Origin of the sequence: Pseudoalteromonas sp. S2721 (assembly GCF_005887425.1) — a bacterium.
GTDB lineage: Bacteria > Pseudomonadota > Gammaproteobacteria > Enterobacterales > Alteromonadaceae > Pseudoalteromonas > Pseudoalteromonas simplex.
In genome coordinates, this window is sequence record NZ_PNCZ01000037.1 from 60,795 (window position 1) to 84,497 (window position 23,703).

The window sequence follows — 23,703 nt, forward strand, 5'->3', positions numbered from 1 at the left end:
TGCAAACGTTTGCAAACAATTTTGTAACTGTTTTTCACAATTTTCTTGGTTTCTTCCAGTTAACTTGGTTTTGTTATTGATTTTTAATAAAAAATTTTAAGCAGTTGTTTGTTTAAAAAAATGCTATATTGTTATCCCAGTTTAAGGATTACTGTGTTACTGCCATGAACGATAAAAAATTAAAACTAGTTGATCTTGCTAAATTAGCAGGTGTATCTACCTCGACAGTGTCAAGAGCACTTAATGATAACCCTTTGATTAAACTAGAAACTAGGCAGAAGCTTCAGCGTTTAGCGAAGAAACACAACTTTAGTCTGAATACTGCTGCAAGCCGTCTTAGAACGCAAAAAACCAATGTGATTGCTGTGATGATCAATCTTGATGGTGACACAGAACAATCAATTAATGACCCTTTTTTACTGAAACTTGTTGGCGAAATTAACCTTGCACTGAATAAGCATGGCCTCGAACTTTTACTTTCTAACTCATTTATGGCAAGTGATGATTGGGTCAATTATTTCATCAACAGCCGTCGGGCTGATGGTTTGATTGTTGTCGGACAAGGTAAAAGCCAGGCGAATATTGAGGCAGCTGCAAATGCGGGTGTTCCATTGGTTGTTTGGGGAGATCCAAAAACAGAAAGTAATTACCCTATAGTTGGTAGTGATAATTACTTGGGAGGCCGTTTAGCCACTGAACGCTTACTTGAGCACGGTGCAAAAAATGTGTTGTTTTTGGGCGATCCTGCTCACGCAGAAATTGGTGAGCGCTACAGAGGCTACTTAGATGCAGTTTCAAAGGCAAAAGCCACACCAAATGTACTGTCTATCGATATCACGAGTAAAGCTGCCTATCAGGGTATAAATCAGTTACTGGTAGATAAGGGGCTTTGTTTCGATGGGATTATGGCATGTAGTGATATGGTCGCTCTTGGCGCTATGAAGGCCCTTAAAGAACGCTACATCAGTATACCAAATGATGTTGGTCTTATCGGATTTGATGACATTTCTATGGCTGATATTAGCCATCCATCACTTTCAACTATTAAGCAAAATACCCAGCGCGCCTCTATTATTTTGGTTGAAAAACTACTTGCACAACTCGCAGGCCAAAAAGTTAACTCCCAAGTTGTTGAAATTGAATTGATAAATCGACAATCTAGCAAATAGAGCTCGGTTTTTTGTGAACAAATTGTGTATTTTGTTATTGCAAACGTTTGCAAAAGAAATTCCACTCAACTAGACTGAGTAAAAATTACTTTCGGTATAGTTAAATGGCTTCATTAAGAATTACCATAGCGTTAGCAAGCAGCTATTTTGTATTTGCAATTATGCTCAATAGTGTAGGCACTGTTATTTTACAAGCAATTAATAGCCTGGATGTTAGCAAGACGGATGCCTCTGTTTTAGAGGGATTTAAGGATTTGAGCATTGCCATTATGTCTTTTTTAGTCGCTTCATTCATTCCAAGAATAGGCTACAAAATCGCGATGCTCTGTGCATTATTGTTAGTGTCGGCTCTTTGTTTATTGGTGCCAAGCATTGCTGAATTTTGGGTGCTAAAAGCATTATTTGCTGCAATTGGTTGTAGCTTCGCTGTAGTGAAAATCTCTGTTTACTCAATTATTGGTCAACTTTCTGATAACGCGAACAAACATTCGTCTTTGCTAAACACTATTGAAGGGGTGTTTATGCTTGGGGTGTTATCGGGTTACTGGATCTTTGCATTATTCATCGATGCTAATAACCCCCAAAGTAACGAATGGTTGAATGTATATTACATGCTAGCAGCGATCGTCTTAGTGACTACCTTTACTGTTTTAACAGCGCCAATTAAATCTCCTGAGTTACATAACCAGAAACAGTCACAAGTAGACGCTTTCTTAGATATGCTGAAATTAACATACCAACCCTTAGTGCTTATTTTTGTAGTTAGTGCTTTTTTATACGTTTTAATTGAACAAGGAGTGGGTACCTGGCTGCCTACCTTTAACAATCAAGTTTTAAAACTCCCCGTTGATGTCAGTATTCAGCTCGCTAGTTTATTTGCTGCAGCGTTAGCGCTTGGCCGTTTGGTTGCTGGGCAAGTACTTAGGTTTATTAGTTGGTTCAAGATGTTATTGACTTGCCTGATTACAATGGGGCTGTTGATTTTACTTGTTTTACCTCTTACTCATGATGTTGATGGCAGCCAAGTAAAAAATATTTTTGATGTGCCTTTTGCGGCATATATGTTGCCTCTAGTCGGTTTTTTTATGGCACCTATTTACCCTTTACTCAACTCAGTCATGCTGAGTTCTTTAGAAAAGCATAAACATGCTGCGATGACTGGCTTAATCGTTGTTTTCTCGGCTTTAGGGGGCACCACGGGTTCAATAATTACGGGCTTTGTGTTCGATAAGTTTAGTGGCCAGCACGCCTTTTATTTAACTTTGCTGCCAATAGTCCTGTTGTTAGTAAGTGTTTCGGCGTTTAAAAAAGCGACGCTTGTTTTAGAAAATGGTCTGACACGTCAGGCAATTAAGGAATGATTATGAACTTTGTTAATAGCCAGCTATTTAAAGATGTGCAAATGGCAGAAATTTTTGCTGATTCTAAAACATTTGCAGATGCAGTCCCCAATTTATCTTGGCAGAGTGCGAGTGAGTTATACCAATTAGTAGGTCCTCTGCAAGGTGAAAAGCTTCGTGAGTTTGTTATGTCGCACTTTTCATTCGCCAACCAAGCTATACCAATGGCGAAACTCAATACGACATCGGTAAACCAGTATATACTCGATCTATGGCCGCACCTGCATCGCAGTGCCGATAGTGATTTATCAAGCTCTTTGATGCCTCTACAGTTTGACTACATTGTTCCTGGTGGACGTTTTCAAGAAATTTACTACTGGGATAGTTACTTTACAGCATTAGGCCTTGAGGACATAGGCGACCTGGCAACCATTGAAGCCATGGTTAATAATTTTATTGACTTGCAAAAGCGCAATGGCTGCATTCCAAATGGAAATAGAGTTTATTACAGCTCTCGGTCTCAGCCGCCCGTTTTAGCTTTGATGGTCACGCTATTATGGGAGGCTAAATATGAGCAACGCAAAGACTTTTCTTGGCTAGAAAATGCGATAGCGGCATTAGAAGCTGAATATCAGTTTTGGATGAAAGGGTGTGAAGAGTTAGTTGACGATAAACAAGCTACTAAGCGTGTCGTTAAAATGTCTGATGGGGCTATTTTAAATCGATATTGGGATAGCGCCCGCTCGCCACGACCAGAGTCGTTGAAAGAAGATTTGCATGATGCGCAAAATCTTTCAGCTGATCAGCAGTTGAGTTACTTTCAGAATATTCGTGCTGCCTGTGAATCAGGGTGGGATTTCAGCAGTCGCTGGCTCAGTGAGCCAAGTGATTTGAAGAGTATTGAAACAACAAATATAGTACCTATTGATTTAAATTGTTTAGTTTATAACCTCGAAAAGACCTTAGAAAGGTTTTACAGCTTAATTAACAAAGAGCATAAAAGTCGAGCAATTGCTGAATTGGCATTATTTAGACTAGAAGCAATTAATCAATATTGTTGGGACAATGATAAAGGCGTTTATAGAGACTTTAATATTCGTTTAAATAAGCAAAGTCCCATTGATTCTATGGCAATGGCTGTACCTTTATTTGTCGGTGCTGCATCTGAGCAGCAAGCTCAGCAAGTAAAAACTAAACTAATGAGTGACTTTTTAAAACCTGGAGGGTTAGTTACAACATTATCTAATACTCCTCAGCAGTGGGATAGCCCTAATGGCTGGGCACCTCTGCAATGGTTTGCTGTTAAGGGTTTGCTCGACTATGGCTTTATCAGCGAAGCCGAAGCTGTCATGAAAAATTGGTTGAGTATGATCGAAATGCGTTTTGCTGAGGATAAGTGTCTTCTTGAAAAATACAATGTATGTGAATTGGTAAGTCGTGCTGGTGGCGGTGAATACACAGTACAACAAGGGTTTGGTTGGACGAACGGTGTAACATCACGTTTTTATAAACTACTCAATGACTCACTGTAAAAGGGGAGATTTGAGTATGGTTATTTACAATTTGTTAACTTGCGCGTCTGGCCATCCAAATGGATTGGTGATGTTGTAAATTACTAAAATAAAGGATTATAAATGGTTGAATCATGTATCCAAATTGGGTATTGTGAATAAAATGTTTCAAGGAAGAAATGAGATGATTCAACCAACTTCTGTTTTTCTAAAAGCACAACCAAAACTGCAAAACCGTAGTCAAAGCTATCAATATTTAATCAAGATGCTTGATGCATTCTTTGTCCGCGTCAAAGTAGATACAAGCTTACCCCAAGATGCGATGCGCGACGAATTTGATCTTTATCTGATAGATAGCACTAACACCGATTGGAAAGACCTATTACCAGCAGAATTAGTACAACTTGCTAAGCAAAACTCAGTGGTTATTTTTAATGCAGATGCTGACGCCATCTGTGAAAAGAACCTACTTTTAAATGGCATTAAAGGCGTGTTTTTTGCCGAGCAATCACCTGAAGATATTTTTTCAGGGCTTGTGAGAGTGATCAATGGTGAGTTATTTTTTAGTCGTAAAAGTATTTCTACAACCTTTAATCACATGCTTTATGCTATGTCTCGAAGTCAATTTAGTGCCAGTAATGATTCGGTAAATAACGATATTGATCTCAGCTTACTAACTAAACGCGAGAAATCAGTGATTCATCTACTTGCACAAGGCGCGAGTAATCGAGATATCGCAGAGCGTTTAAACATCAGCGATCATACGGTTAAAACCCATCTTTACAGCGCATTTAAGAAAACATCATCACGTAATCGCGTAGAACTAGCTAACTGGGCACAAAGCTACATGGCAGTGAGTTTGTCTTTACAAAATACACAGTGACAAACTATAGCCAGTTTAATCCCAGTGGTAGTGTTTGATCAGAGTATTCGATATGTAGTACTCGACGGTGTGTTGGCTTTAATGCTTTACTTGAGCTGTGCAGAAGTAGGGGCTTCATTACTAATAAATCTCCTGCCTGTGCAATACACTCAATGGCTTTTTTATTAGCAACATATTCGTCTATCTCTGCTTTAGATAAAATCCCATTTCGATAGCTGTTAGGGATAACTTTTAAGCAGCCATTTTCAGCCGTAGTATTGTCAAGGTGAATACGTAGGGTGACCATATTATCTAGTAACTCTCGAGGTGGCTGTACATGATGCTGCCCATCTTTAATAGACCAAAATTTCCAGCCAGTTAGATCGTGTTGTTGATTAACTGCGATAGTTCGGTCTTAGTGCCAAGGAACAAGCCAATTTTTATCGGGGTTTTTGTCGAATAAAATAACCCTCACAACCTGCGCATTCGGCGATAAAAATTGCGCGGCTTTTTGTTGTAAGTAGGGCACTTTTATTAGCTTTGCTACTGTTGCTAACTTTTTATCAGCATGACGCAAACCATGTTTTGGCTGATGAGAAGGTAGTTGCTCTATTTCTGCAACTATTTCAGCCACTTGCTCGATGCTTAAAAATCCAGCTTCGAGCGAGTAGCCTTCAAAATCGTGTTTCCGTTTAGCTTCCATTATTCGAGCCTCTGTTCGATTTAGATCTGAGCTTATTCATAAAATACAGTGGAATACAGAGTATTAATAATCCTAGCCATTGCCATAATGGCGCAAAAAGAAACACTAGTACTGATTGTGCATCATGAGAAAAATAGATTGAACCTAAGGTCACAGTACCAAATAAGACACACATAATAGTGACAATAAACGTGGCAATTTGTGTCACTCTTGTTTTACTGTGTTCAACCACCCACGCCATTAATAAATAGGGCGAAATACCCCATAAAACAAAGCCAGTTGGCAGACTTTTTGAACTGTCAAAATTATCAATTGTGATGACTAGGGTAATCAGTGCGGCTAAAACAATAAGAGAATAAGCGCATTTGGAGAAAGTAATCCATTTCATAAATAAAACTTAATTGACTGAATGCTATAAGTATTTATTTCGATGGATAATTAAGCAGAAAGTTCAAATTGGGCGCTGTGATGTTCAGCGCCACAGTAATTAACTCATTAAATTAGACCGCTTTTGCAGCCCAAATACCTTTGTTAATACCTTTTAGTACAAGATCACTTAATGCTTTTTCTATTGCTTGAGTTACGCAGATGCTCATAGGCTCGTTGTCGGTAAAACCGGCTTCTGCTTCAGCTAAACGCTTGTAACTGACATAGCGAAAGAACCCTGCGCGCATTTCTTGACTGAGCACTTTTTTGCTTGTCGCAACGGATAGCAAAACTTGGCCTGTGCGAACATCGACAGCGCGTAAATAAATTGAGATTGCATCCTCACGGTATAACTCTGATGCGCCAATCCCGAAGTATTCCATCCCAATACCGCCCGTTTTAATATTAGTATCGTAGCTGATGATACCGCCTTCTAAGATTATTTTTGCAGTCGTAAGCGGTGGCAGTTCAGGCAGTTTGTCGTTTTCGGCTTGCGCGGCACGAATAATTTTACGCTCAGTCAAAATATTTTGTAGACCTTCACGTTCTACCGGAATAAACCAATCTGATTCATGTAATGCTTGCACTAAAATAGAGTTTGCGCCTTGGGTCACTGCGGTAGAAAACGAACTGACATTAGCTTGAGGTTTGTATTGCCCAGTTTGGTCGCGAAATGAATACACAGAAACAGGAATGCTGCCCACTGGTTGTGGAAGTGCTTGCAATGCCTTAAAGGTTTCTGTTGGCTCTAGTGTACTTGCGAGTTGCTTTGTCGGTGGAATTAAATTGCCCATTGATGAACAACCCGACAAAATTACGATTAGTGTGGTTAAGATTAAACTTCTCATTATCCAAACCTCGGTACTTCAATAACTGTAATTGTTCCATCAGAAGTATTTGTTATTCTTACAGTAATAGAATCGCTAGTACTGGTAATGATCTGAATTTCATAATCACCTGTCATGAAGATAGAGTCACCGTTAAAAATACTGTCGTCGATTTCATCACCAAACGCCATATCGGTGATCTCACGAACCATGCGATTTAAATAGGTACGCTCTAATGAGTCTTGAAATTTTTCACCATAAGTTTGTTCGATTGTTGGCGCTTTATGTTTATTCTGGGATTGCGCTTTATTAAGCAGCATGCTGCCATTGAGTGGACTGCCACCAAAACTTGGATTTATAGGGGTATAAACGAGTTCAGTTGCCCAACTGTAGAGGGGGCAGAGTATTATTATTAGTGTTGTTAAGTATTTCATTTTACAATCCATTTTTTGCCATATCAGGTGATGATTGCTGCATTTTGTTACGCGCCATTGCATCCATTACGCTATACATGGCTTGTTTAACACGCTCATCTAATGGCTCTAAACGACGCCCTAGGTAGGTAACGTACACAATTTGGTTGTTCATTCTTAAAACAAGGCGAGTACCCGCTCGAGGTAATACCGTTTCTTTTATTTCGATATTAAAGCCAGCTGTTGAAGGTAAGTCGCGCCAAAGATTGGCAAACTCAAAATAAAATTGATGGCCAAATCGGCTAATGCTTCTATCGAGTACTAAACCATCAATTTCGAGATCTTCGCCATAACTAGCAGCACTTTGAGCTGCAAGCAAGATACAACATATGCGGAGAAAGTTATTTAATTTCATAGCGAAATGAGGGAGCAAGGCTCCCCCTAAATATGATTATTCTTGGGTTACAGTCGCGATATTGCCATCACCTAGCTGAGTGATAACGACCGTGCTGTTAGAGCCAATCATTGAGCCTTCTACAAGGTTAGCATTACCTTCTTGGACAACGACCAGTGAATTACCTTCACCACCTAACAAGAATGCGCCTTCACCAATGCCTGCAACAAAGTTTTCAGAACCAGTTTGGCTAATATCAACTGAATTGCTACTTCCTTCCATGATAAGGTCAATCGCATTCAGTTCACCAACTTGTGTGAAAGCAACCTGGTTATTGTTGCTATCAAGCACACTTGCAAACGTTAGTGCGGCTTCATTTAGATTACCTTCTTGGTTAATCGCAATATCATTATCATTTGAAGATAGCGATGTATCTGGATAAGAAGACTGAACCAGTACCGTGTTTTCATCACCTGCTTGTGCAATATCAACGTTATTATCGTTGCCATTGAAGTTAGCAATATGTGCACTGTTTGCATCACCAATTTGGTTTGCAACAAATTCATTATCATTGCCAATTGCACCAAGGTATACATCATTGCCGTTACCATTTTGGAATGCCGTTAGCTCGTTATCGTTGCCAATTGCATCTAAGCCTGCAGTATTCCCATCTTGCTTTTGATTAACAAGTAACGTATTGCCGTCACCAATTAATACCGCTGATTCAAAGCTATTGCTGTTGCCTTCTTGGTCTGATTTAACTTCGTTATCATTACCTGTAACTTCAGCAATTAACGCAGAGTTTGAGTCGCCATCTTGCTCAAGTTCAACTTCGTTGTAATCACCACGAACAGAAGTTAATGTTGCACTGTTAAACGCACCGGTCTGGTCAATTGTAATGTCGTTGCCATTACCGACAATTTCATCTGACGTAAAGGCGTTGAATAAGCCTTCTTGAGCTACTTCAATCGTGTTGTCATCACCAATGACAGTATTAAATGTAGCTTCATTTAATAAACCAACTTGCTCAGAGCTTACTGTGTTGCTATTACCTTCTAAATCGAAGTTGTAGAACCAGTGGCCCCCATCACCTTGGGTTACAGTAATTGTATTTTCATCACCTGTAACTGTGTTAATAGCTTCATTATTAATACCAAAGAAGCCAGCACCTTGTTGTTCAACACGAATAGCGTTGTCGTTACCTACTGTTTCAGACAGTGCGCCATTCATTGTGCCATTCTGAGTATGAGCAACATCATTGAAATCACCTGTATTATAAATAAGTGATAAGTTAGATGTTTGTGCTTGGTTAACTTGAACCATATTGCCGTCACCAATACTGACGGTTTCTGCACGTTGTCCAGTGCCTTGCTGGGTAATAACTGCTTCATTACCCACACCTGTTACAGATACTTGATCTAGAATAATTGAGTTGCTAACACCTAAAGTTGTTACCTGAGTAGCAAGCTCAGAGCTAGACTGCGCTTTGTCATCAGTATTTGCGTTAGCAGCAAAGCTTGAACCGAGTGCAAAGGTGATTGCACAGGTAAGAAGAGACTTTCTTAACTTCATGATTATTTCCTTTAAATTATTATTAATCAAAGCCATAAAATATTATTTTTGCTTTTAGGGCCATGTACCGGCATGCCTTGCCGGATTAAATTGCGTGATATTCAAGTGTTCGCTAACAATCAGAAGTGAATGAAGCAAAATTGTTAAATGCACTGAAAAGATAAAGCAATTAACAGAAAATCACTTTAGACAGATATGGAATAATATAAAATCAGCAGTTTTTGTGGTTTTAATTAATTCTTTATTTTCATGATCTTATAATTATCTAATCAGGTTTTGATATGAGGAATTATTACAAAGCAGTAAAAAAGTTTGATAAATAACCTCGGGTAATTGACGCTCCATTTGTCACGAAAAAGGCTGATTTTTATCTGAATTTAGAATCTAAATTGGTAAAAAAGAATGGATTTGCTGCCTGTTTAATTTTTTTCCTTGCCTGTTATCTGCAATTCGCCATTTATGGGGTATGCCGCGTGATAATCATTTTCAGAAGTAATGAGCTTTGGTGGTCGAATCATGTTGATTCGGTCAGTATTACTAATTATGGATAGTAAATATGAAAACTAAATTATCTGTATTAAGCCTCGCCTTATTACCTTGTATAGGTGCTGCGCAAATCAGCACACCAGCAAAAACAACTCTCGTCGGTGCAAGTGAAGATTCTGTACTCGTTATGTATAAAAAGGGCACTTCTGCAGCAATGCGTGCTCATGCTCGTAGCTTAGTCAGAGCCACAATCAGCGATATGAATAAAGATGGTGTTGATGATAATTACTCAGCGATTTTATCTGGCCGTTTAGCTAAGTTTAAAATTGCAGGAATGAGTACAAAAGAAGCTATCAAGCGTCTACAAACTCATGCCGCCATAGAATATGTAGAACCAGATTATCGAGTCTCAATTGCAAGTGCGCCTAATGATCCAGATTTTTCATCATTGTGGGGGTTACACAATGAAGGTCAGACAGGTGGTGTAGATGATGCTGACATCGATGCGCTTGAAGCATGGTCTATCTCAACAGGTAGTCGCGATGTTGTTGTTGGTGTGATTGACACGGGTGTTGATTACAGCCATGAAGACTTAGCTGATAATGCATGGATCAACCCAGGCGAAATTCCAGGAGATGGCATCGATAACGACGGTAATGGTTATGTTGATGACGTTCACGGTATTAATGCTATCACTGACTCTGGTGATCCAATGGATGACCAAGGCCATGGTACTCACGTATCGGGTACAATTGGCGCGTCAGGTAATAACAGCACGGGTATTGTAGGTGTTAACCACGAAGTATCGATTGTAGGTTGTAAATTTTTAAGTGCAGATGGTACCGGTTCCACTTCTGACGCTATTAAATGTATTGATTACATGGTTGATCTTAAGAATCAAGGCGTAAATTTACGTGTTCTAAATAACAGTTGGGGCGGTGGTGGCTTTAGCCAAGCTCTAGCGGATGCTATCACAGCGAGTGAACAAGCTGATATCTTATTCGTTGCTGCTGCGGGTAACGATGCGGTTGATAATGACCAAAACCCTCACTATCCGTCAAACTACGAGCACGACAGCGTATTATCTGTTGCCAGCACTGATAGCAGAGATAACATGTCTAGCTTTTCACAATGGGGTTTAACCAGTGTTGATTTAGGTGCACCGGGTAGTGCTATTTTATCAACGGTACCGGGCAATGGTTATGCTAGTTATTCGGGTACTTCAATGGCAACACCACATGTTGCGGGTGCCGCAGCATTAGTGCTATCGATTAATCCTGATTTAACAGCGCTTGAACTCAAAGAGTTGCTAATGAATAGCGGTGACCAGAATGAAGCACTACAAGGTAAAACAGTGTCTGGCAATCGTTTAAATGTGAATCAGGCACTAGAACAAGCTGATCCGACTCCAAGCTTCAAAATCTCGGTTTCGCCAAGTTCACAGCAGATTACTGCTGGTGAAACGGCAACTTATACCTTTGAAATTGGCTCAATCGCCCAGTGGGAAGGTGTTGTTAGCCTAGCACTTCAAGCTGACTTAGCGGGCGCAACGCTATCGCAAACTGAGGCGGTACCGGGTGATGTAGTTACTTTAACTGTACCAACAGAAGAGGCAACAGCGTGGGGTAGCTATAGTTTTGTTGTTGATGCAACATCGGGCGAGCTAGCTAAACAAAGCAGTGCGTCATTGTTTGTTAATCCTGTTGGCTTAAATGACTTTACTTACTCAAATGAAACACCAGTGTCTATTCCAGATAACAATGACACGGGTGTTGATTCAATCATTACAGTTGCAGATGAACTGACGGTTTTCTCAACGGATGCAAGTATTGATATTGCTCATACTTACATTGGTGATTTAATCGTTACATTAACGTCGCCGCAAGGTACAACAGCTACACTACACAGCCAATCAGGTGGTGGTGCCGACGACCTAGTACAAAGCTATTCGCTAGCAAACTTTAATGGTGAAGTTGCGACAGGTGATTGGGTACTTAATGTGAAAGACGTACTGTCAGCTGATACGGGTACTTTAAACAGCTGGTCACTGACGTTTAGCGCTATTGGTGAAGTAAGCCCGCAGCCACCACAAGCTGGCTTTGCATTTGAAACATCAGGCTTAAATGTCACTTTCACTAACACCAGCACTGATAGTAACGATGATATTGTTGCTTGGGCGTGGGACTTTGGTGACGGTGCTTCTTCAACAGATGCTGACCCTATGCATAGTTACGCACAAGCAGGTAGCTATGAAGTAACGCTAACTGCGACCGATAGCGAAGGTCAAACAGATACGTTTACACAAACGGTTGTGGTATCTGATGTCGAAATTGAGCTATCTGTTAAACGTGCAAGTAAAACACGATTAGGTACGATGCGTGTTGATTTAGGTTGGCAAACAGTGGCCGATCAAGTAAGCATTTATCGTAACGGTGAACTACTTGAAACAGTCGCTGATCGTGGTTTCTACCGCGATGTACAGCGTAAGGCTGAGTTGCCAAGCTATGAGTATCAAGTCTGTGTAACTGAAACGACTTGTTCTAACCCAGTAACAGTGTCCTTCGACTAACATTGTTCCACACGACAAAGCCCAGTTTCCCCGCTGGGCTTTTTTATTTGTATTACAAAATTAGTTTTCTACTACAACAATGTATAATATGCGCCCTTTAAATGTTGACTTGTCGTATTGATGTGGGGTTGTGAGTGAAAGCATTGCTGAAACAGCATGGTGTAATTTTTATTCTTCTAAGTATGCTAACCGGGTTAATGGGGGCATTCGTTAACCCATTGATGAGCTTATTTATTGTAGAAGGGCTGCGAGCACCCCCTATGTACTTAGGTGTTTATGTGGTGGCGGTCACCATTATGGGGTTAGTTATCAGTCAGTGGCTAGGTAGCATGGCTGATAAAGGCACCAGTGCGCGAAAGTTATTTATGGTGGCTGTATCGGGTATGGTGTGTGCGTTAGTGGCCTTTGCGAATGCTACTGCATTTTGGCAAGTCTTGCTCGCAGGCGTGTTGTTTCTTGCGATGGGTAATGCGGCAATTCCGCAAATGATGACCGTGGCAAGACAATGGGCTGGGCGTCAACAGAACATCGACATCACCAGTTTTAATTCCCGTTTACGTGCTGCTATTTCCTTTGCTTGGGTGGGCGGTCCGCCACTTGGTTATTTGTTAGCCGCTGGAGGCGAGTTTAGCCGCTCGTTTTACTTTGCTGCGGTGTGTGCCTTGGTTGCTCTTATTTTTGCATTTAAGTTTATTCCTGACTACAGCGCTAAGAAATCACAAAATGGCTCAGAGCCTGCAGCCGCAGCGAGTTTATCATTTTGGTTGTTGGGCTTAGCTATTATGCTTGGTTCAACGGGCAATATTATGTATTCATCGGCACTGCCGCTTTATAGCATTACTGAACTAGGATTCGCTGAACATACGCCTGGGCTGTTTATGGGTGTAGTGGCGCTGTTAGAAATTCCTATCATGCTGTATGGGGCTAAGCTTGCTAAAAAATACAGTAAAGTCGCGATGCTTGCGGTGGCATTTTGTTGTGCCATTGTATTTTATTTAGGAGTGTTTTTTGCCACTCAAGTTTGGCATTTGATCGCGTTACAAGTATTGAATGGGCTGTTTTACGGTATTTTTGCGGGCATAGGCTTAACCGTATTACAAGATCAGCTCCCCGAACGAATAGGGTTTACCTCAGCGTTTTACACGAACGCCATTAAACTGGGTGTTATGTGCGGGGCAGGGGCAACTGGGGTTGTTGCACAGTTTTATAGTTTTAGGTTTGCAACACTTGGCTCAATGCTAGCAGCCAGTTTGGCCCTTGGGTGCTTAATACTATTTAGTTATGTAAAACGAAATGAGCAGCAACTTAGTCAAATACAGCACCCTTTTGTTACTGTTGGTAAGAACACATAAAACGCAAAAAGCCCAGTAAACACTGGGCTAAAACGAGGGAGGAGAGTAATTAATAGAAAGAGTATTTTAAAGTAAGCGACGTTGTACGGCCGTTGATAGTACGGGCACGAATAATGTCGTTATCTGGTACTGAGCCTTCTTCTGCTTCTGTGATACCCACAGTGTCGAACAGGTTATTCACGTTAAGTGATAGACTTAAGTTTTCAGACAGATTGTAACTTACAAAACCATTCACTTGTGTATAGCCATCAAACTCAAGGTCGTTACTGTCTTGTGCGTAAGCATCCGTTGTACCAATAAAGCTTAGGCCTGCAGCACCTTTGTCAAAGTTGTAAGTTGCCATTAGTGAGTAAATAAGGTCAGCTTGACGACGTGGTGTATTACCGACTAACTCTGGCGATAACGCATCTTTAGCAATTTCTGCGTCTGTCCAAGTGAAGTTACCACGGAAATCCCAATCACCTACGTAGTAGGTTGATTCAACCTCAATACCTTTTGCTTCGTACTCGCGGTCAAAGAACTTTTGTGATGTTGCTTCGAAGTTTTGCTCTTCTGTTTCTGCGTAGAATGCAGTTGCAAATACTGATAGTGAATCAAAACGTTTTTTCACACCGATTTCGTATTGATTTACTTCATCAATTGCATCGGCTTCGGCAACCGAACCATCTGCTTCTACTTTACCAAATAATAAGCGGTCTGCATTCGCGCGGCCGCCTTTACTTAAGCGGGCAAATGTCGCAAAGCTTGGATCAATTTGGTAGTTCGCACCAATTGAGTATGAGCTGTAGTGCCAGTCGTAGTTAACAATGCTAGGATTTGCATTATCAATACCAGCAACACTTTGCTCAGGAATTGAGATGGTACCGTCGCCATTCATATCAATTGTTGATGTTACGGCACCTGCGTAGTTACCGCGTGCTTCACCTGAATCATAGCGAGCACTTGCATCAATGCTTAAATCGCCAAACTTAGTGGCTAAGTTAATGTAAGGTGCGCGTGTTTCGTATTCTGTGTCGTAGTTACGTTGACAGCAGTTACCCCAGTAAGGTGTACCATAAGCGTACAAGCCATTATCTGAGTAGCTGTCGCCATTTGCAGCGTAAACGTCAAGTAATGCAGCGTTGTCGCCTTTTAGCTCCATAACATATGAGTTCCAAAGCCACGACATATCAATCGATTGGCTTGATGCAAAGTAACCAAACGTAACACTGGTGTCATCAGAGAACGACTTAGTTAACTTAAGGTCATTAACAATTGAGCCCATGTCGTTTAGCGTTACATCGAATGTGTGAATACGCATTGCTAAATCGTCATCGCCATAGGCTTCACCTGCTGAACCACCATTTGCATAAACAAGCGATGCACCATCACCAGCAATACTAGAAGCAATAGAACTTGCACTTGCAACTTCAGCTGGAATAAGAGAAATAAAGTTACCGCTTACTGATGACGTTCTAAAACGATTTTCGATGCGCCAGTCGTTTTCTAAATCAAATGCTGCTTCAAAACCTACTGAGGTAACAACTGGGTTCATACCGTCGGTCATATCGCCCGTGCTGATTTGGTTATCACCATTTAAACGCAGCGTTTGTGTGAAAAGAGCAGAATGCGGCGTATCTGATTGCGCATCGAAACCTGGGATTGAATCGCCATCTGAGTACATAGGCATAGGTAGGTAACCTACGCTTTTATCATCGAGGTGTTTAAAGTACACACGTACATAACCGGCATCAAATTCTTTCGTTAGGTTTGCCTTAATTTGGCCACCTTTATTAGATGTATAACCGGTTTCACGCGGGCCTTCGCCTTGGCGAACAAAGCCACCAATGTGATAGCGCACACTGTCGTTTAGGTAAGTACCATACTCAAAATCCGTACGAATTGAGTCATAATCAAGGCCAACAGTGGTTGATACACTGCCTGATTCGTTCTCACCTGTTTTTGAAATAAAGTTGATGATACCACCTGGGGCATCACTTGCTGCTGTTGATGCTGAGCCACCACGGATTGATTCAACACTTTGTACTGTTGAATCTAAGCGCATGAAGATATCTGCGTTACCAAAGGCAATATCGCCAAACTGCATAACAGGTAAGCCATCTTCTTGTAGTTGCAAGAATTTAGCACCGCCCGATGCAACCGGTAAACCACGTACCGCGATATTTGCGTTACCTTCACCGCCTGTTGATTCTGAACGTACACCCGGAATTGTTCTGAAGGCTTCTGCAGTAGAGCGTGGTGTTGATACTTCAATTTCAGCTAATGTCACACTGCTAACCGATGAGCTTGATGCCATGATGGTTGTACGGCGTGGTACACCGGTTACAACGATAGTTTCAAGACCGCTTTTTTTAGCCTCAGGTTGTGCTTGCTCTTCGGCGTGTAAGTTTTGGTTTACTGCTAATGCAAGCGCGCTTAATGTATAAAGGGCATGTTTGTGTGTTGTCATAATGTGCCTCGTCTCAATCCCAGATGGTTTGTTGTCTAAATTGCTATCTTAATCGATTAAGTAAAGATAACAATAATTTTACACAGTGCAAGTCTTTTTAGTGAAAAACTTGCACGATTTATGTTCGATAATTGATTTTTAACGATTTTTATTTAGTGGCTTAATGCACTGTGCTGCGCTAACGCTTGCTCAGCAGGGTTACGTAAGTAGTTATATAGCATGGCTAAAAACAGTAAACATGCGAAGCCTGTTGCGAGATAAAAGCCGTAACGAATGTGGCCAAAGTAGTCACTGATCACACCCATTAATAATGGGCCTGCTGCCGCAGAAAGGGCAGTAAAAAACAAAATAACTCCAGCTACCGCACCGTGTTGCTGCACCGCAAAGCAAGAAATACCTTTTGAGTTTAAAGTTGGGTAGATCATCGACATGAATAGCCCAGATAAAGGGAGTAAGAATACCGCCCAATCAACACCGCCGAAGATTAAACCTAAATAACACAGTGCAATTCCTAAGCTTAAATACAGCATCGCCGCTTGCCAGCTTAAGTGATTTAATAGCCACACCGCTAAGAAACGCCCCGCAGCGCGTAAAATGAAAAATAAGGTTAGTGCATAGGTTGCCAGTAATTGCCACGGACCAGTGTAATCGCCAAGTAGAGTAGGCATCCAAACGTATATTGCTACTTCGGTTGCAACATAAAGGGCAATCGCTAAGGAAAAGCCCAGTGCATAAGGGTTTTTCATCATGCTCATGGTGGTTGCAAGAGAGGCCGGTTTTGCGTGTTCTTCTAGCTTTTTAGGTTTAGGGTAATCTGCACGCCAAGCAATTATGGTTAAAATCAAACATAAAACCCCAGCGATAACATAAAGGTAGGTCCAGCTAACCTGTTGGGTGATTAAAAAGCTGACAAGGGCAGGGCCTACAATGGCGCCAACACCAAAGAAACCTTCGACCAAATTCATGGTTTTTGTGTGCTCTAAATTGTTTGTAGAAATATCACCTAACAGTGCCAAAGCACCGGTTTTAAATAGGCCAATAGCAAGACCAATACAGCTAAGCAGCACTACAAATACGCTAAAACTACTGCTAACAGCGAACAGAAAGCAACAAATGGTGAAGATGCCGAGTCCTAGCATGATGGTTTGTTTGCGGCCAAAGCTGTCGGCCAAAAAGCCTAAAAACAGGCCACTAAAAGCAATAAGTGCCATCGGTGCATAATGGAAAGCACTGGCTTGGGTCATGCTTAAATTAAATTCTTCGATAAGCTCAGGTATGATCATACCAACCGCATCAGAGGTCATCGCAAACATAAAAAACATCATGTATGTCAGCCATCTAATGGTTTGCAAAGGATCGTGTGTTCTATTCATTGTTGTATCCCCACCGAAAGGTCTGCGCCTTTACTATGTATATTAGTGTATAAAAACTATAAAAACTGCTTGAATAATTTGCTGTCGTGGTTAAAGATATATCTTAATCGATTAAGTTTCAACTTGGTATTAACAATTATGATCAACAATAAAGTGCAATTAATCACCTACGCAGACCGTATTACTGGTCAAGGTATTGATGAATTAAGTAATTTATTAAATGGCCCACTTAACAATGTGTTTGCAGGTGTACATTTATTGCCATTTTATAATCCGATTGATGGCAGTGATGCTGGCTTTGATCCTATTGATCATAGTGAAGTAGACTCGCGCCTTGGTAGCTGGGACGATATAAAAGTTCTTGGTGCAAACTATGACTTAATGGCTGACTTAATTGTTAACCATGTTTCAGCACAATCTTTCCAATTTAAAGATGTACTCGCTAAAGGCAAGCAATCTGAATTTTGGGATTTATTTCTAACCAAAGATGATGTATTCCCAAATGGCATGTCTGAGGCTGAACAACAAGCGATTTATCGTCCGCGCCCAGGTAGTTGTTTTACACCAATTACATGTGGTGACGGCCAAACCTATGATTTTTGGACCACTTTTACCGATAACCAAATTGATATCAATGTGAAATCAACGGCGGGTATCGAGTATTTAGATACGGTGCTTGGCAAATTTGCTGATAATAATGTCAATATTATTCGTTTAGATGCGGCAGGCTATGCGATTAAAGAAGCTGGCACAAACTGCTTTATGTTGGATGAAACTTTTGAGTATCTAAATAAGCTTTCGGCGCAAGCAAATGAAGCGGGTATGGAAACCATTGCCGAGATCCATAGCCATTTCCAAACTCAGGTTGAAGTCGCAAAGCGTGTAAATATGGTTTATGACTTTGCTTTACCACCCCTTATTTTACACAGCTTGTTTAGCAATGATGCGCAAGCATTACTGAATTGGCTAACTATTTCGCCGCGTAACTGTTTAACGGTACTTGATACTCATGATGGCATTGGCATCATTGACGCAGGCCCGATGGGTGATAAACCGGGCTTATTAGACGCTGCGCAAATTGATAACTTGGTTGAAACCATTCATGAAAAGAGTGAAGGGCAAAGCCGCCTAGCGACTGGTGCAGCAGCAAGTAATGTCGATTTATATCAAGTAAACTGCACATATTACAATGCCTTGGGCGCAGATGACTTTGATTACTTATTAGCGCGTGCAATTCAGTTCTTCGCACCAGGTATTCCACAAGTTTATTATGGTGGCCTGTTCGCTTGTGAGAACGATATGGAATTATTGGCTCGTACCAATGTTGGTCGTGATATCAATCGCCCTTACTTAAATGCGCAAGACATTGATGCTGCGCTTGCTAAACCTGTGGTGAAAGGTTTAATCAAGCTGATTCAATTACGTAATGAGCATCCAGCTTTTAACGGTGAGTTTATTGCTAAAGGTGAAGGCAGTGTGTGCCGTTTAAGCTGGCATGATGATACCAGCTCAATCGAGTTAAAAGTCGACTTTTTAAGCCGTGAAGTGATCATTGTTGATCACCGTGAAGGCGAACAAAGTATTGTTGATTTGGCTGACTTTTTAGCTTAACTACTTTGACCCAATTGCAGTTGATAGTCGATTTCGGCTGTTTGCTGCTCTTTCGATAGAAACAAGGTCGCAGCAATACGGCCTTTTTCTTCGCTATTTTGATGAACAGTGGTGAGTTTTGGCACAAATCGTTGGCCTTCATCGATGCCATCAAAGCCAACAATTCTGACATCTTCAGGAACCGATAAGCCCATTTTTAATGCTTCGCGCATGGCGGCAAGGGCGATCAAATCACTCATACATAACAATACGTTTGGCCTTGGTGTACTGCTAAGTGCTTCTTTGGCGGCAATGCTGGCAAAGCGCTCGCTGCTTTCAGGAATATTCCATGTTCTATCATCACCCAGGGTGATGCCAGCATCGCTGATTGCTTGGTGATAACCGCGCAGTCGTTGATGAGCAATCGACTGACCTGCTTCAAACTCATGATGTTCGTATACTCGGCATAATACGTCGTTATCGAGTAAACGCAGGCCTAAAATAGCAACCCGATCATCATTTTTGTGAAGTGCGTGTTTTGCAATATCAAAGCTGGCTTGTTGGTTGTTTACGTTTACTGAGGCATCGCGACCGATATTAAAATCAACCGTTACCACATGTTTGGCAACCTGTTTTAATTGCTCAACAAGTTGCTTATTACGTGGGCGGCCGTAGCAAATAAAACCATCTACAAAGTCGACAACGCTATTTAGGTTATCGCTGTTGCCTGAAAATAATAAAAGGTTAATACCATTTTTTTCGAGCACCGCTGACACACCGCGCATAAAGCTGCTAGCAACCGGGTCAGATATCATATATTCAACGCTGTCTGGTAATACTAACGCAACAATATTAAAGGTGCCTCGGCGCAATGATTGTGCCGCCTTGTTAGGGCCAAAATAGCCAAGCTTTTTACAGGCAGCCAAAATCTCTTCGCGGCGTGCTTTCGATAATTGATCAGGGCGGTTAAACGCATTTGATACAGTGGCATTTGAAACACCTAACTCTTGGGCAATACTTTTCAGCGTCCAACTTTTTGGCTTTGTCATTGTAGCTTCTTAATCGATTTACTTAATTGTAAATTACCATATAAAGAGTCGAAAAAAAGTGTTTTTAGTCATAAAAATAGGCGTACCATAAAAGAATGAGTACGAGGGTGAGAAAAAGGCGAGTAGCGAGTGATTTCTAAGTTACCAAAATGGGTTGAGGTTGGCGCATTTATTTTGGCGCTGGTGGCTGGGTGTGTGAATGCAGTTGGTTTACTTAGCTTTGAGCATCAAGCGGTATCGCATTTATCGGGAACTGCCACCTTGCTTAGCACAGAACTCATGCATGGCAATAGCCTTGATGCTTTACATTTATTAGGTGTATTACTGTCATTTTTAGTTGGGTCTGGTATTGCTGGGTTCTTGCTGCATAGTTCAGCACTTAAACTAGGTCGTCATTACGACACGGCATTGCTGATCGAAGCAGGGCTTTTACTGGTCGCACTTTGGTTATTATTTAATGGCTCGGGCTATGGGCATTTTTTAGCTTCTGCGGCATGTGGGTTACAAAACGCCTTGGCAACAACTTACAGTGGTGCAATTGTGCGTACTACCCATGTTACGGGTATTTTTACTGATTTAGGTATTATGTTTGGTCGGGTTTTTCGTGGCGAGGCGCTTGATAAACGTAAGGCTAAGCTGTTCGGCCTAATCATTATTGGCTTTATATTTGGTGGCTTAGCAGGGGCGTGGTTATTTGCAAAAATGACCTTTGCGGCGCTTTATGTACCAAGTGCCATTTGTATTTTACTCGCCTTAACCTATCGCGTTTATTCTCATCGCAACCCAGAACTTAATGATTAGCGATACTTTTTGGGGTTGCGCCAAAGGCCTGTTTAAATACACGGCTAAAATGGCTTGGGTTATTAAAGCCTAATTGGTAACAAACTTGGCTAATCGCCTCGCCTTTCTCGAGCAATTTATACGCTTTTTGTAAGCGTAATTGTTGTTGCCAAAGAGCGGGCGTAACACCAAAGGCTAGTTTAAATTGCTGATAAAATTTACTGCGGCTCATACAGGCTATTTTACATAACACATCAATATCAATATTCTCAGCAAGGTGCTGTTCTATATAACTAATTACATGACTTAACGGGGTTGCGAGCTTGCCTTGCTTACAACTTGCAATCATTAAATCTCGGCTTTGCTGCTGTAACAGGCGGGTTATGAGTTCATTAAGTGATAAATCAATTAAGTAATCGCGGTGTTGTTCATTTTCGCTAAATAGGGTGATCATGCGCTCAAGCAGTTGCTGAGTTTGCGGGTTATGCTGGGCGTGCACTAACTTGGTTTGATATTGAAAAAAGTCATCCTGGGTAATTTGCTGGTTAAAATTAAGAGCATCAACTACTTGGCTTATTTTATCGGTACTGATTTCAATCGCTAAACAGGTTGTTGGCTGATTGAGAGATGCATTGGGAAAGTCTATTAGCACCCCTTGCTCTGGGGCAAGTACAAATGATTGGTTTGGTAAAAACTCTTCATGATAATCACTGTCGGCAACATGCATGATTTTTTTACCGCTGATCATGCCACAAAATAATAATTCAGTGGAATGTAACGCCACTTTTTGGGCATCTAAATAGGTGTCGTAAATACTTAATTCGGCATGTTCGCCCGCAAAACTGACTTTATTTTCAATAAGCACATCAATACGTTGTCGTTTTTTATCTAAACTTCTGCTACTAACTGATGTGTTCATTGTTGCCTCGCTGTCGTCCTAAATTCTGGACAAATAGTCAAAAAGTCTGGACTAGGAATCAAGTGTGTTTTCAGTAACTGAGCTAACTTCAATTGTTAGCGGTTCATTAAACAATAACCTACCGCATAATTTAGTCAATGCTAAATAAAACACAACAATTTGAAGAGAGAACACATTATGATTTATGCAAATCCAGGCAGTGAAGGCGCAAAAGTTAACTTTAAAGCGCAGTATGAGAATTATATTGGTGGCCAGTGGGTTGCCCCTGTAAAAGGAGAATACTTTGAAAACATTAGCCCAGTAAACGGTAAAGTGTTTTGTAAAGTACCTCGTTCATCAAAAGAAGATATCGAGCTGGCACTTGATAAAGCCCACGATGCAAAAGGGGCATGGGGAACAACGTCGGTCACCGAGCGTAGCAATATCTTATTAAAAATTGCTGATCGCATTGAACAAAACCTAGAAATGCTGGCAGTGGCCGAAACCTGGGATAACGGTAAAGCAATCCGTGAAACACTTGCGGCAGACGTGCCACTCGCGGCTGATCACTTTCGCTATTTCGCAGGTTGTGTGCGTGCGCAAGAAGGTTCAATCGGTGAGATAGACGAAACCACCGTTGCCTATCATTTTCATGAGCCACTGGGTGTAGTCGGGCAAATTATTCCTTGGAACTTTCCATTGTTAATGGCGGCGTGGAAGCTTGCACCTGCCCTTGCTGCGGGTAACTGTATTGTTTTAAAACCAGCTGAACAAACGCCTACGTCTATATTAGTGCTGCTTGAAGTGATTGGTGACTTGTTGCCTGCAGGTGTTCTAAATGTGGTAAATGGCTATGGTAAAGAAGCGGGCGAAGCGCTGGCAACCAGTACTCGAATTGCGAAGATTGCCTTTACAGGCTCAACGCCAGTGGGTTCACATATTTTAAAATGTGCTGCTGATAATATTATTCCTTCGACGGTTGAGCTAGGTGGTAAATCACCAAATATCTTCTTTAACGATGTCATGGAAAAAGACGATGAGTTTTTGAGTAAAGCGATTGAAGGGGCTGTACTTGCGTACTTTAACCAAGGTGAAGTGTGTACGTGCCCATCGCGTTTATTTATTCAAGAAGATATTTACGAGCAATTTATTGAGCGTGTTCTTGCCCGAACTCTACAAATTAAACGGGGTAATCCTCTTGATACCGAAACCATGGTGGGTGCTCAAGCATCACAAGCTCAGTTTGATAAGATCCTAAGCTACATCGAAATTGGTAAACAAGAAGGGGCCGAAGTGCTTGCGGGCGGCGAAGTCGAACAACTGTCTGATGAGTTTAATGGCGGTTACTACATTCAACCAACGCTATTAAAAGGCACTAACGACATGCGCGTGTTCCAAGAAGAGATTTTTGGCCCGGTTATTTCAATGTCGACTTTTAAAGATGAAGACGAAGCGTTAGCCCTTGCTAATAGTTCTGAGTTTGGCTTAGGTGCTGGTGTATGGAGTCGAAACATGAACCGTGCTTATCACTTTGGTCGTAAGATTGAAGCGGGCCGTGTTTGGACCAACTGCTATCATATGTACCCAGCACACGCTGCGTTTGGCGGCTATAAAAAGTCAGGCATAGGCCGCGAAACTCATAAACTCGCCCTTGATCATTACCAACAAACTAAAAACCTATTAGTCAGTTACAGTGAGAATCCACTGGGCTTCTTTTAAAAGCAATTTCTTATTGTTGTCGAAACTACCCAAACGCCACATCTAGTGGCGTTTTTATTTTATAAAGGGCATAAAAAAGCCCGGCGAACACACAAGCCAGGCTTTTCGACAACAATTTGGTTGAGTCACCGCGTGTGCAGTGACTCGGAATAAAAAAGCTTAGAGAACACACAAACTAAGCTTTTGACAACAATTTGGTTGAGTCACCGCGTGTGCAATGA

Annotated in this window: 20 protein-coding genes; 9 read left to right on the forward strand and 11 right to left on the reverse strand. The window is 41.3% G+C overall.

Annotated features, from left to right (window positions below):
• Nucleotides 1-164 precede the first annotated feature (164 nt).
• From CWC02_RS14275 to CWC02_RS14290, 4 genes are all read left to right on the forward strand, one after another.
• The gene (locus CWC02_RS14275; RefSeq protein ID WP_138618934.1) at nucleotides 165-1,169 is read left to right on the forward strand and encodes a LacI family DNA-binding transcriptional regulator; all 1,005 of its coding nucleotides are present in this window, start codon (nucleotides 165-167) and stop codon (nucleotides 1,167-1,169) included.
• Between the two features lie 104 nt (nucleotides 1,170-1,273).
• Nucleotides 1,274-2,530, forward strand: coding sequence for an MFS transporter (locus CWC02_RS14280; protein WP_054554017.1), 1,257 nt, complete (start codon nucleotides 1,274-1,276; stop codon nucleotides 2,528-2,530).
• A gap of 2 nt (nucleotides 2,531-2,532) precedes the next feature.
• Nucleotides 2,533-4,041, forward strand: a complete 1,509-nt coding sequence (locus CWC02_RS14285; RefSeq protein ID WP_138599239.1) for a trehalase family glycosidase — start codon at nucleotides 2,533-2,535, stop codon at nucleotides 4,039-4,041.
• Between the two features lie 163 nt (nucleotides 4,042-4,204).
• Nucleotides 4,205-4,903, forward strand: a complete 699-nt coding sequence (locus CWC02_RS14290) for a helix-turn-helix transcriptional regulator (RefSeq protein WP_054554015.1) — start codon at nucleotides 4,205-4,207, stop codon at nucleotides 4,901-4,903.
• Nucleotides 4,904-4,907: 4 nt separating this feature from the next.
• Here CWC02_RS14290 and CWC02_RS20850 read toward each other — a convergent pair whose 3' ends face one another.
• The 7 genes from CWC02_RS20850 to CWC02_RS14320 form a co-directional block, all read right to left on the reverse strand.
• Nucleotides 4,908-5,288, reverse strand: coding sequence for a phytanoyl-CoA dioxygenase family protein (locus CWC02_RS20850; protein ID WP_349304120.1), 381 nt, complete (start codon nucleotides 5,286-5,288; stop codon nucleotides 4,908-4,910).
• Nucleotides 5,289-5,297: 9 nt separating this feature from the next.
• Nucleotides 5,298-5,585 (reverse strand): hypothetical protein, encoded by a 288-nt coding sequence (locus tag CWC02_RS20855; protein WP_212751479.1) that lies wholly within the window; start codon nucleotides 5,583-5,585, stop codon nucleotides 5,298-5,300.
• Nucleotides 5,575-5,973, reverse strand: coding sequence for a hypothetical protein (locus CWC02_RS14300; protein WP_138618936.1), 399 nt, complete (start codon nucleotides 5,971-5,973; stop codon nucleotides 5,575-5,577). The genes CWC02_RS20855 and CWC02_RS14300 overlap by 11 nt, the downstream gene beginning before the upstream one ends.
• 112 nt (nucleotides 5,974-6,085) lie before the next feature.
• Nucleotides 6,086-6,859, reverse strand: a complete 774-nt coding sequence (locus CWC02_RS14305) for a CsgG/HfaB family protein (RefSeq protein WP_054554014.1) — start codon at nucleotides 6,857-6,859, stop codon at nucleotides 6,086-6,088.
• Entirely contained in the window at nucleotides 6,859-7,284 is a 426-nt protein-coding gene (locus CWC02_RS14310; RefSeq protein WP_138618938.1) for a curli assembly protein CsgF, read from the reverse strand. Before CWC02_RS14310 ends, CWC02_RS14305 begins: the two co-directional genes overlap by 1 nt.
• On the reverse strand, nucleotides 7,274-7,666 hold the full coding sequence (locus CWC02_RS14315; RefSeq protein WP_138618956.1) for a curli production assembly/transport protein CsgE: 393 nt from the start codon (nucleotides 7,664-7,666) through the stop codon (nucleotides 7,274-7,276). Before CWC02_RS14315 ends, CWC02_RS14310 begins: the two co-directional genes overlap by 11 nt.
• Nucleotides 7,667-7,702: 36 nt before the next feature.
• A complete protein-coding gene (locus CWC02_RS14320; protein ID WP_138618940.1) occupies nucleotides 7,703-9,217 on the reverse strand; it encodes an autotransporter outer membrane beta-barrel domain-containing protein in 1,515 nt (504 codons plus the stop codon).
• Nucleotides 9,218-9,773: 556 nt separating this feature from the next.
• Between CWC02_RS14320 and CWC02_RS14325 the strand changes: the two genes are divergently transcribed.
• Both CWC02_RS14325 and CWC02_RS14330 read left to right on the forward strand, forming a co-directional pair.
• Complete coding sequence (locus CWC02_RS14325; RefSeq protein WP_054554010.1) at nucleotides 9,774-12,272, forward strand: S8 family serine peptidase; 2,499 nt, start codon at nucleotides 9,774-9,776, stop codon at nucleotides 12,270-12,272.
• A gap of 134 nt (nucleotides 12,273-12,406) precedes the next feature.
• Entirely contained in the window at nucleotides 12,407-13,624 is a 1,218-nt protein-coding gene (locus CWC02_RS14330) for a sugar efflux transporter (RefSeq protein WP_249364113.1), read from the forward strand.
• Nucleotides 13,625-13,673: 49 nt separating this feature from the next.
• On the opposite strand, the gene CWC02_RS14335 is transcribed toward CWC02_RS14330, so the two are convergent.
• Both CWC02_RS14335 and CWC02_RS14340 read right to left on the reverse strand, forming a co-directional pair.
• Entirely contained in the window at nucleotides 13,674-16,073 is a 2,400-nt protein-coding gene (locus CWC02_RS14335) for a TonB-dependent siderophore receptor (protein ID WP_138618942.1), read from the reverse strand.
• A 152-nt stretch (nucleotides 16,074-16,225) separates the two neighbouring features.
• On the reverse strand, nucleotides 16,226-17,446 hold the full coding sequence (locus CWC02_RS14340) for an MFS transporter (protein ID WP_138618944.1): 1,221 nt from the start codon (nucleotides 17,444-17,446) through the stop codon (nucleotides 16,226-16,228).
• Between the two features lie 138 nt (nucleotides 17,447-17,584).
• Here CWC02_RS14340 and gtfA point away from each other — a divergent pair, with 138 nt between their 5' ends.
• Nucleotides 17,585-19,057, forward strand: a complete 1,473-nt coding sequence (gene gtfA, locus CWC02_RS14345; RefSeq protein ID WP_138618946.1) for a sucrose phosphorylase — start codon at nucleotides 17,585-17,587, stop codon at nucleotides 19,055-19,057.
• On the opposite strand, the gene CWC02_RS14350 is transcribed toward gtfA, so the two are convergent.
• Complete coding sequence (locus CWC02_RS14350) at nucleotides 19,054-20,085, reverse strand: LacI family DNA-binding transcriptional regulator (protein ID WP_138599246.1); 1,032 nt, start codon at nucleotides 20,083-20,085, stop codon at nucleotides 19,054-19,056. The genes gtfA and CWC02_RS14350 overlap by 4 nt on opposite strands.
• A 129-nt stretch (nucleotides 20,086-20,214) precedes the next feature.
• On the opposite strand from CWC02_RS14350, the gene CWC02_RS14355 reads away from it, so the two are divergent.
• Nucleotides 20,215-20,886, forward strand: a complete 672-nt coding sequence (locus CWC02_RS14355; RefSeq protein ID WP_138618948.1) for a YoaK family protein — start codon at nucleotides 20,215-20,217, stop codon at nucleotides 20,884-20,886.
• Here the strand turns inward: CWC02_RS14355 and CWC02_RS14360 are convergent.
• Nucleotides 20,876-21,784 carry an AraC family transcriptional regulator gene (locus CWC02_RS14360; RefSeq protein WP_054554004.1) on the reverse strand — a complete coding sequence of 303 codons (909 nt, stop codon included), beginning with the start codon at nucleotides 21,782-21,784 and terminating at the stop codon, nucleotides 20,876-20,878. The two genes, CWC02_RS14355 and CWC02_RS14360, sit on opposite strands and share 11 nt — an antisense overlap.
• 177 nt (nucleotides 21,785-21,961) lie before the next feature.
• Between CWC02_RS14360 and exaC the strand changes: the two genes are divergently transcribed.
• Nucleotides 21,962-23,482: an acetaldehyde dehydrogenase ExaC gene (gene exaC, locus CWC02_RS14365; protein WP_138618950.1), complete on the forward strand. Its 1,521-nt coding sequence runs from the start codon at nucleotides 21,962-21,964 to the stop codon at nucleotides 23,480-23,482.
• Nucleotides 23,483-23,703 lie beyond the last annotated feature (221 nt).

What these genes read in the sequence shown, in the direction of transcription:
- CWC02_RS14275 (WP_138618934.1), top strand. Translation starts at nt 165, where the DNA reads ATGAACGATAAAAAATTAAAACTAGTTGATCTTGCTAAATTAGCAGGT.
- CWC02_RS14280 (WP_054554017.1), top strand. Translation starts at nt 1,274, where the DNA reads ATGGCTTCATTAAGAATTACCATAGCGTTAGCAAGCAGCTATTTTGTA.
- CWC02_RS14285 (WP_138599239.1), top strand. Translation starts at nt 2,533, where the DNA reads ATGAACTTTGTTAATAGCCAGCTATTTAAAGATGTGCAAATGGCAGAA.
- CWC02_RS14290 (WP_054554015.1), top strand. Translation starts at nt 4,205, where the DNA reads ATGATTCAACCAACTTCTGTTTTTCTAAAAGCACAACCAAAACTGCAA.
- CWC02_RS20855 (WP_212751479.1), bottom strand. Translation starts at nt 5,585, where the DNA reads ATGGAAGCTAAACGGAAACACGATTTTGAAGGCTACTCGCTCGAAGCT.
- CWC02_RS14300 (WP_138618936.1), bottom strand. Translation starts at nt 5,973, where the DNA reads ATGAAATGGATTACTTTCTCCAAATGCGCTTATTCTCTTATTGTTTTA.
- CWC02_RS14305 (WP_054554014.1), bottom strand. Translation starts at nt 6,859, where the DNA reads ATGAGAAGTTTAATCTTAACCACACTAATCGTAATTTTGTCGGGTTGT.
- CWC02_RS14310 (WP_138618938.1), bottom strand. Translation starts at nt 7,284, where the DNA reads ATGGATTGTAAAATGAAATACTTAACAACACTAATAATAATACTCTGC.
- CWC02_RS14315 (WP_138618956.1), bottom strand. Translation starts at nt 7,666, where the DNA reads ATGAAATTAAATAACTTTCTCCGCATATGTTGTATCTTGCTTGCAGCT.
- CWC02_RS14320 (WP_138618940.1), bottom strand. Translation starts at nt 9,217, where the DNA reads ATGAAGTTAAGAAAGTCTCTTCTTACCTGTGCAATCACCTTTGCACTC.
- CWC02_RS14325 (WP_054554010.1), top strand. Translation starts at nt 9,774, where the DNA reads ATGAAAACTAAATTATCTGTATTAAGCCTCGCCTTATTACCTTGTATA.
- CWC02_RS14335 (WP_138618942.1), bottom strand. Translation starts at nt 16,073, where the DNA reads ATGACAACACACAAACATGCCCTTTATACATTAAGCGCGCTTGCATTA.
- CWC02_RS14340 (WP_138618944.1), bottom strand. Translation starts at nt 17,446, where the DNA reads ATGAATAGAACACACGATCCTTTGCAAACCATTAGATGGCTGACATAC.
- gtfA (WP_138618946.1), top strand. Translation starts at nt 17,585, where the DNA reads ATGATCAACAATAAAGTGCAATTAATCACCTACGCAGACCGTATTACT.
- CWC02_RS14350 (WP_138599246.1), bottom strand. Translation starts at nt 20,085, where the DNA reads ATGACAAAGCCAAAAAGTTGGACGCTGAAAAGTATTGCCCAAGAGTTA.
- CWC02_RS14360 (WP_054554004.1), bottom strand. Translation starts at nt 21,784, where the DNA reads ATGAACACATCAGTTAGTAGCAGAAGTTTAGATAAAAAACGACAACGT.
- exaC (WP_138618950.1), top strand. Translation starts at nt 21,962, where the DNA reads ATGATTTATGCAAATCCAGGCAGTGAAGGCGCAAAAGTTAACTTTAAA.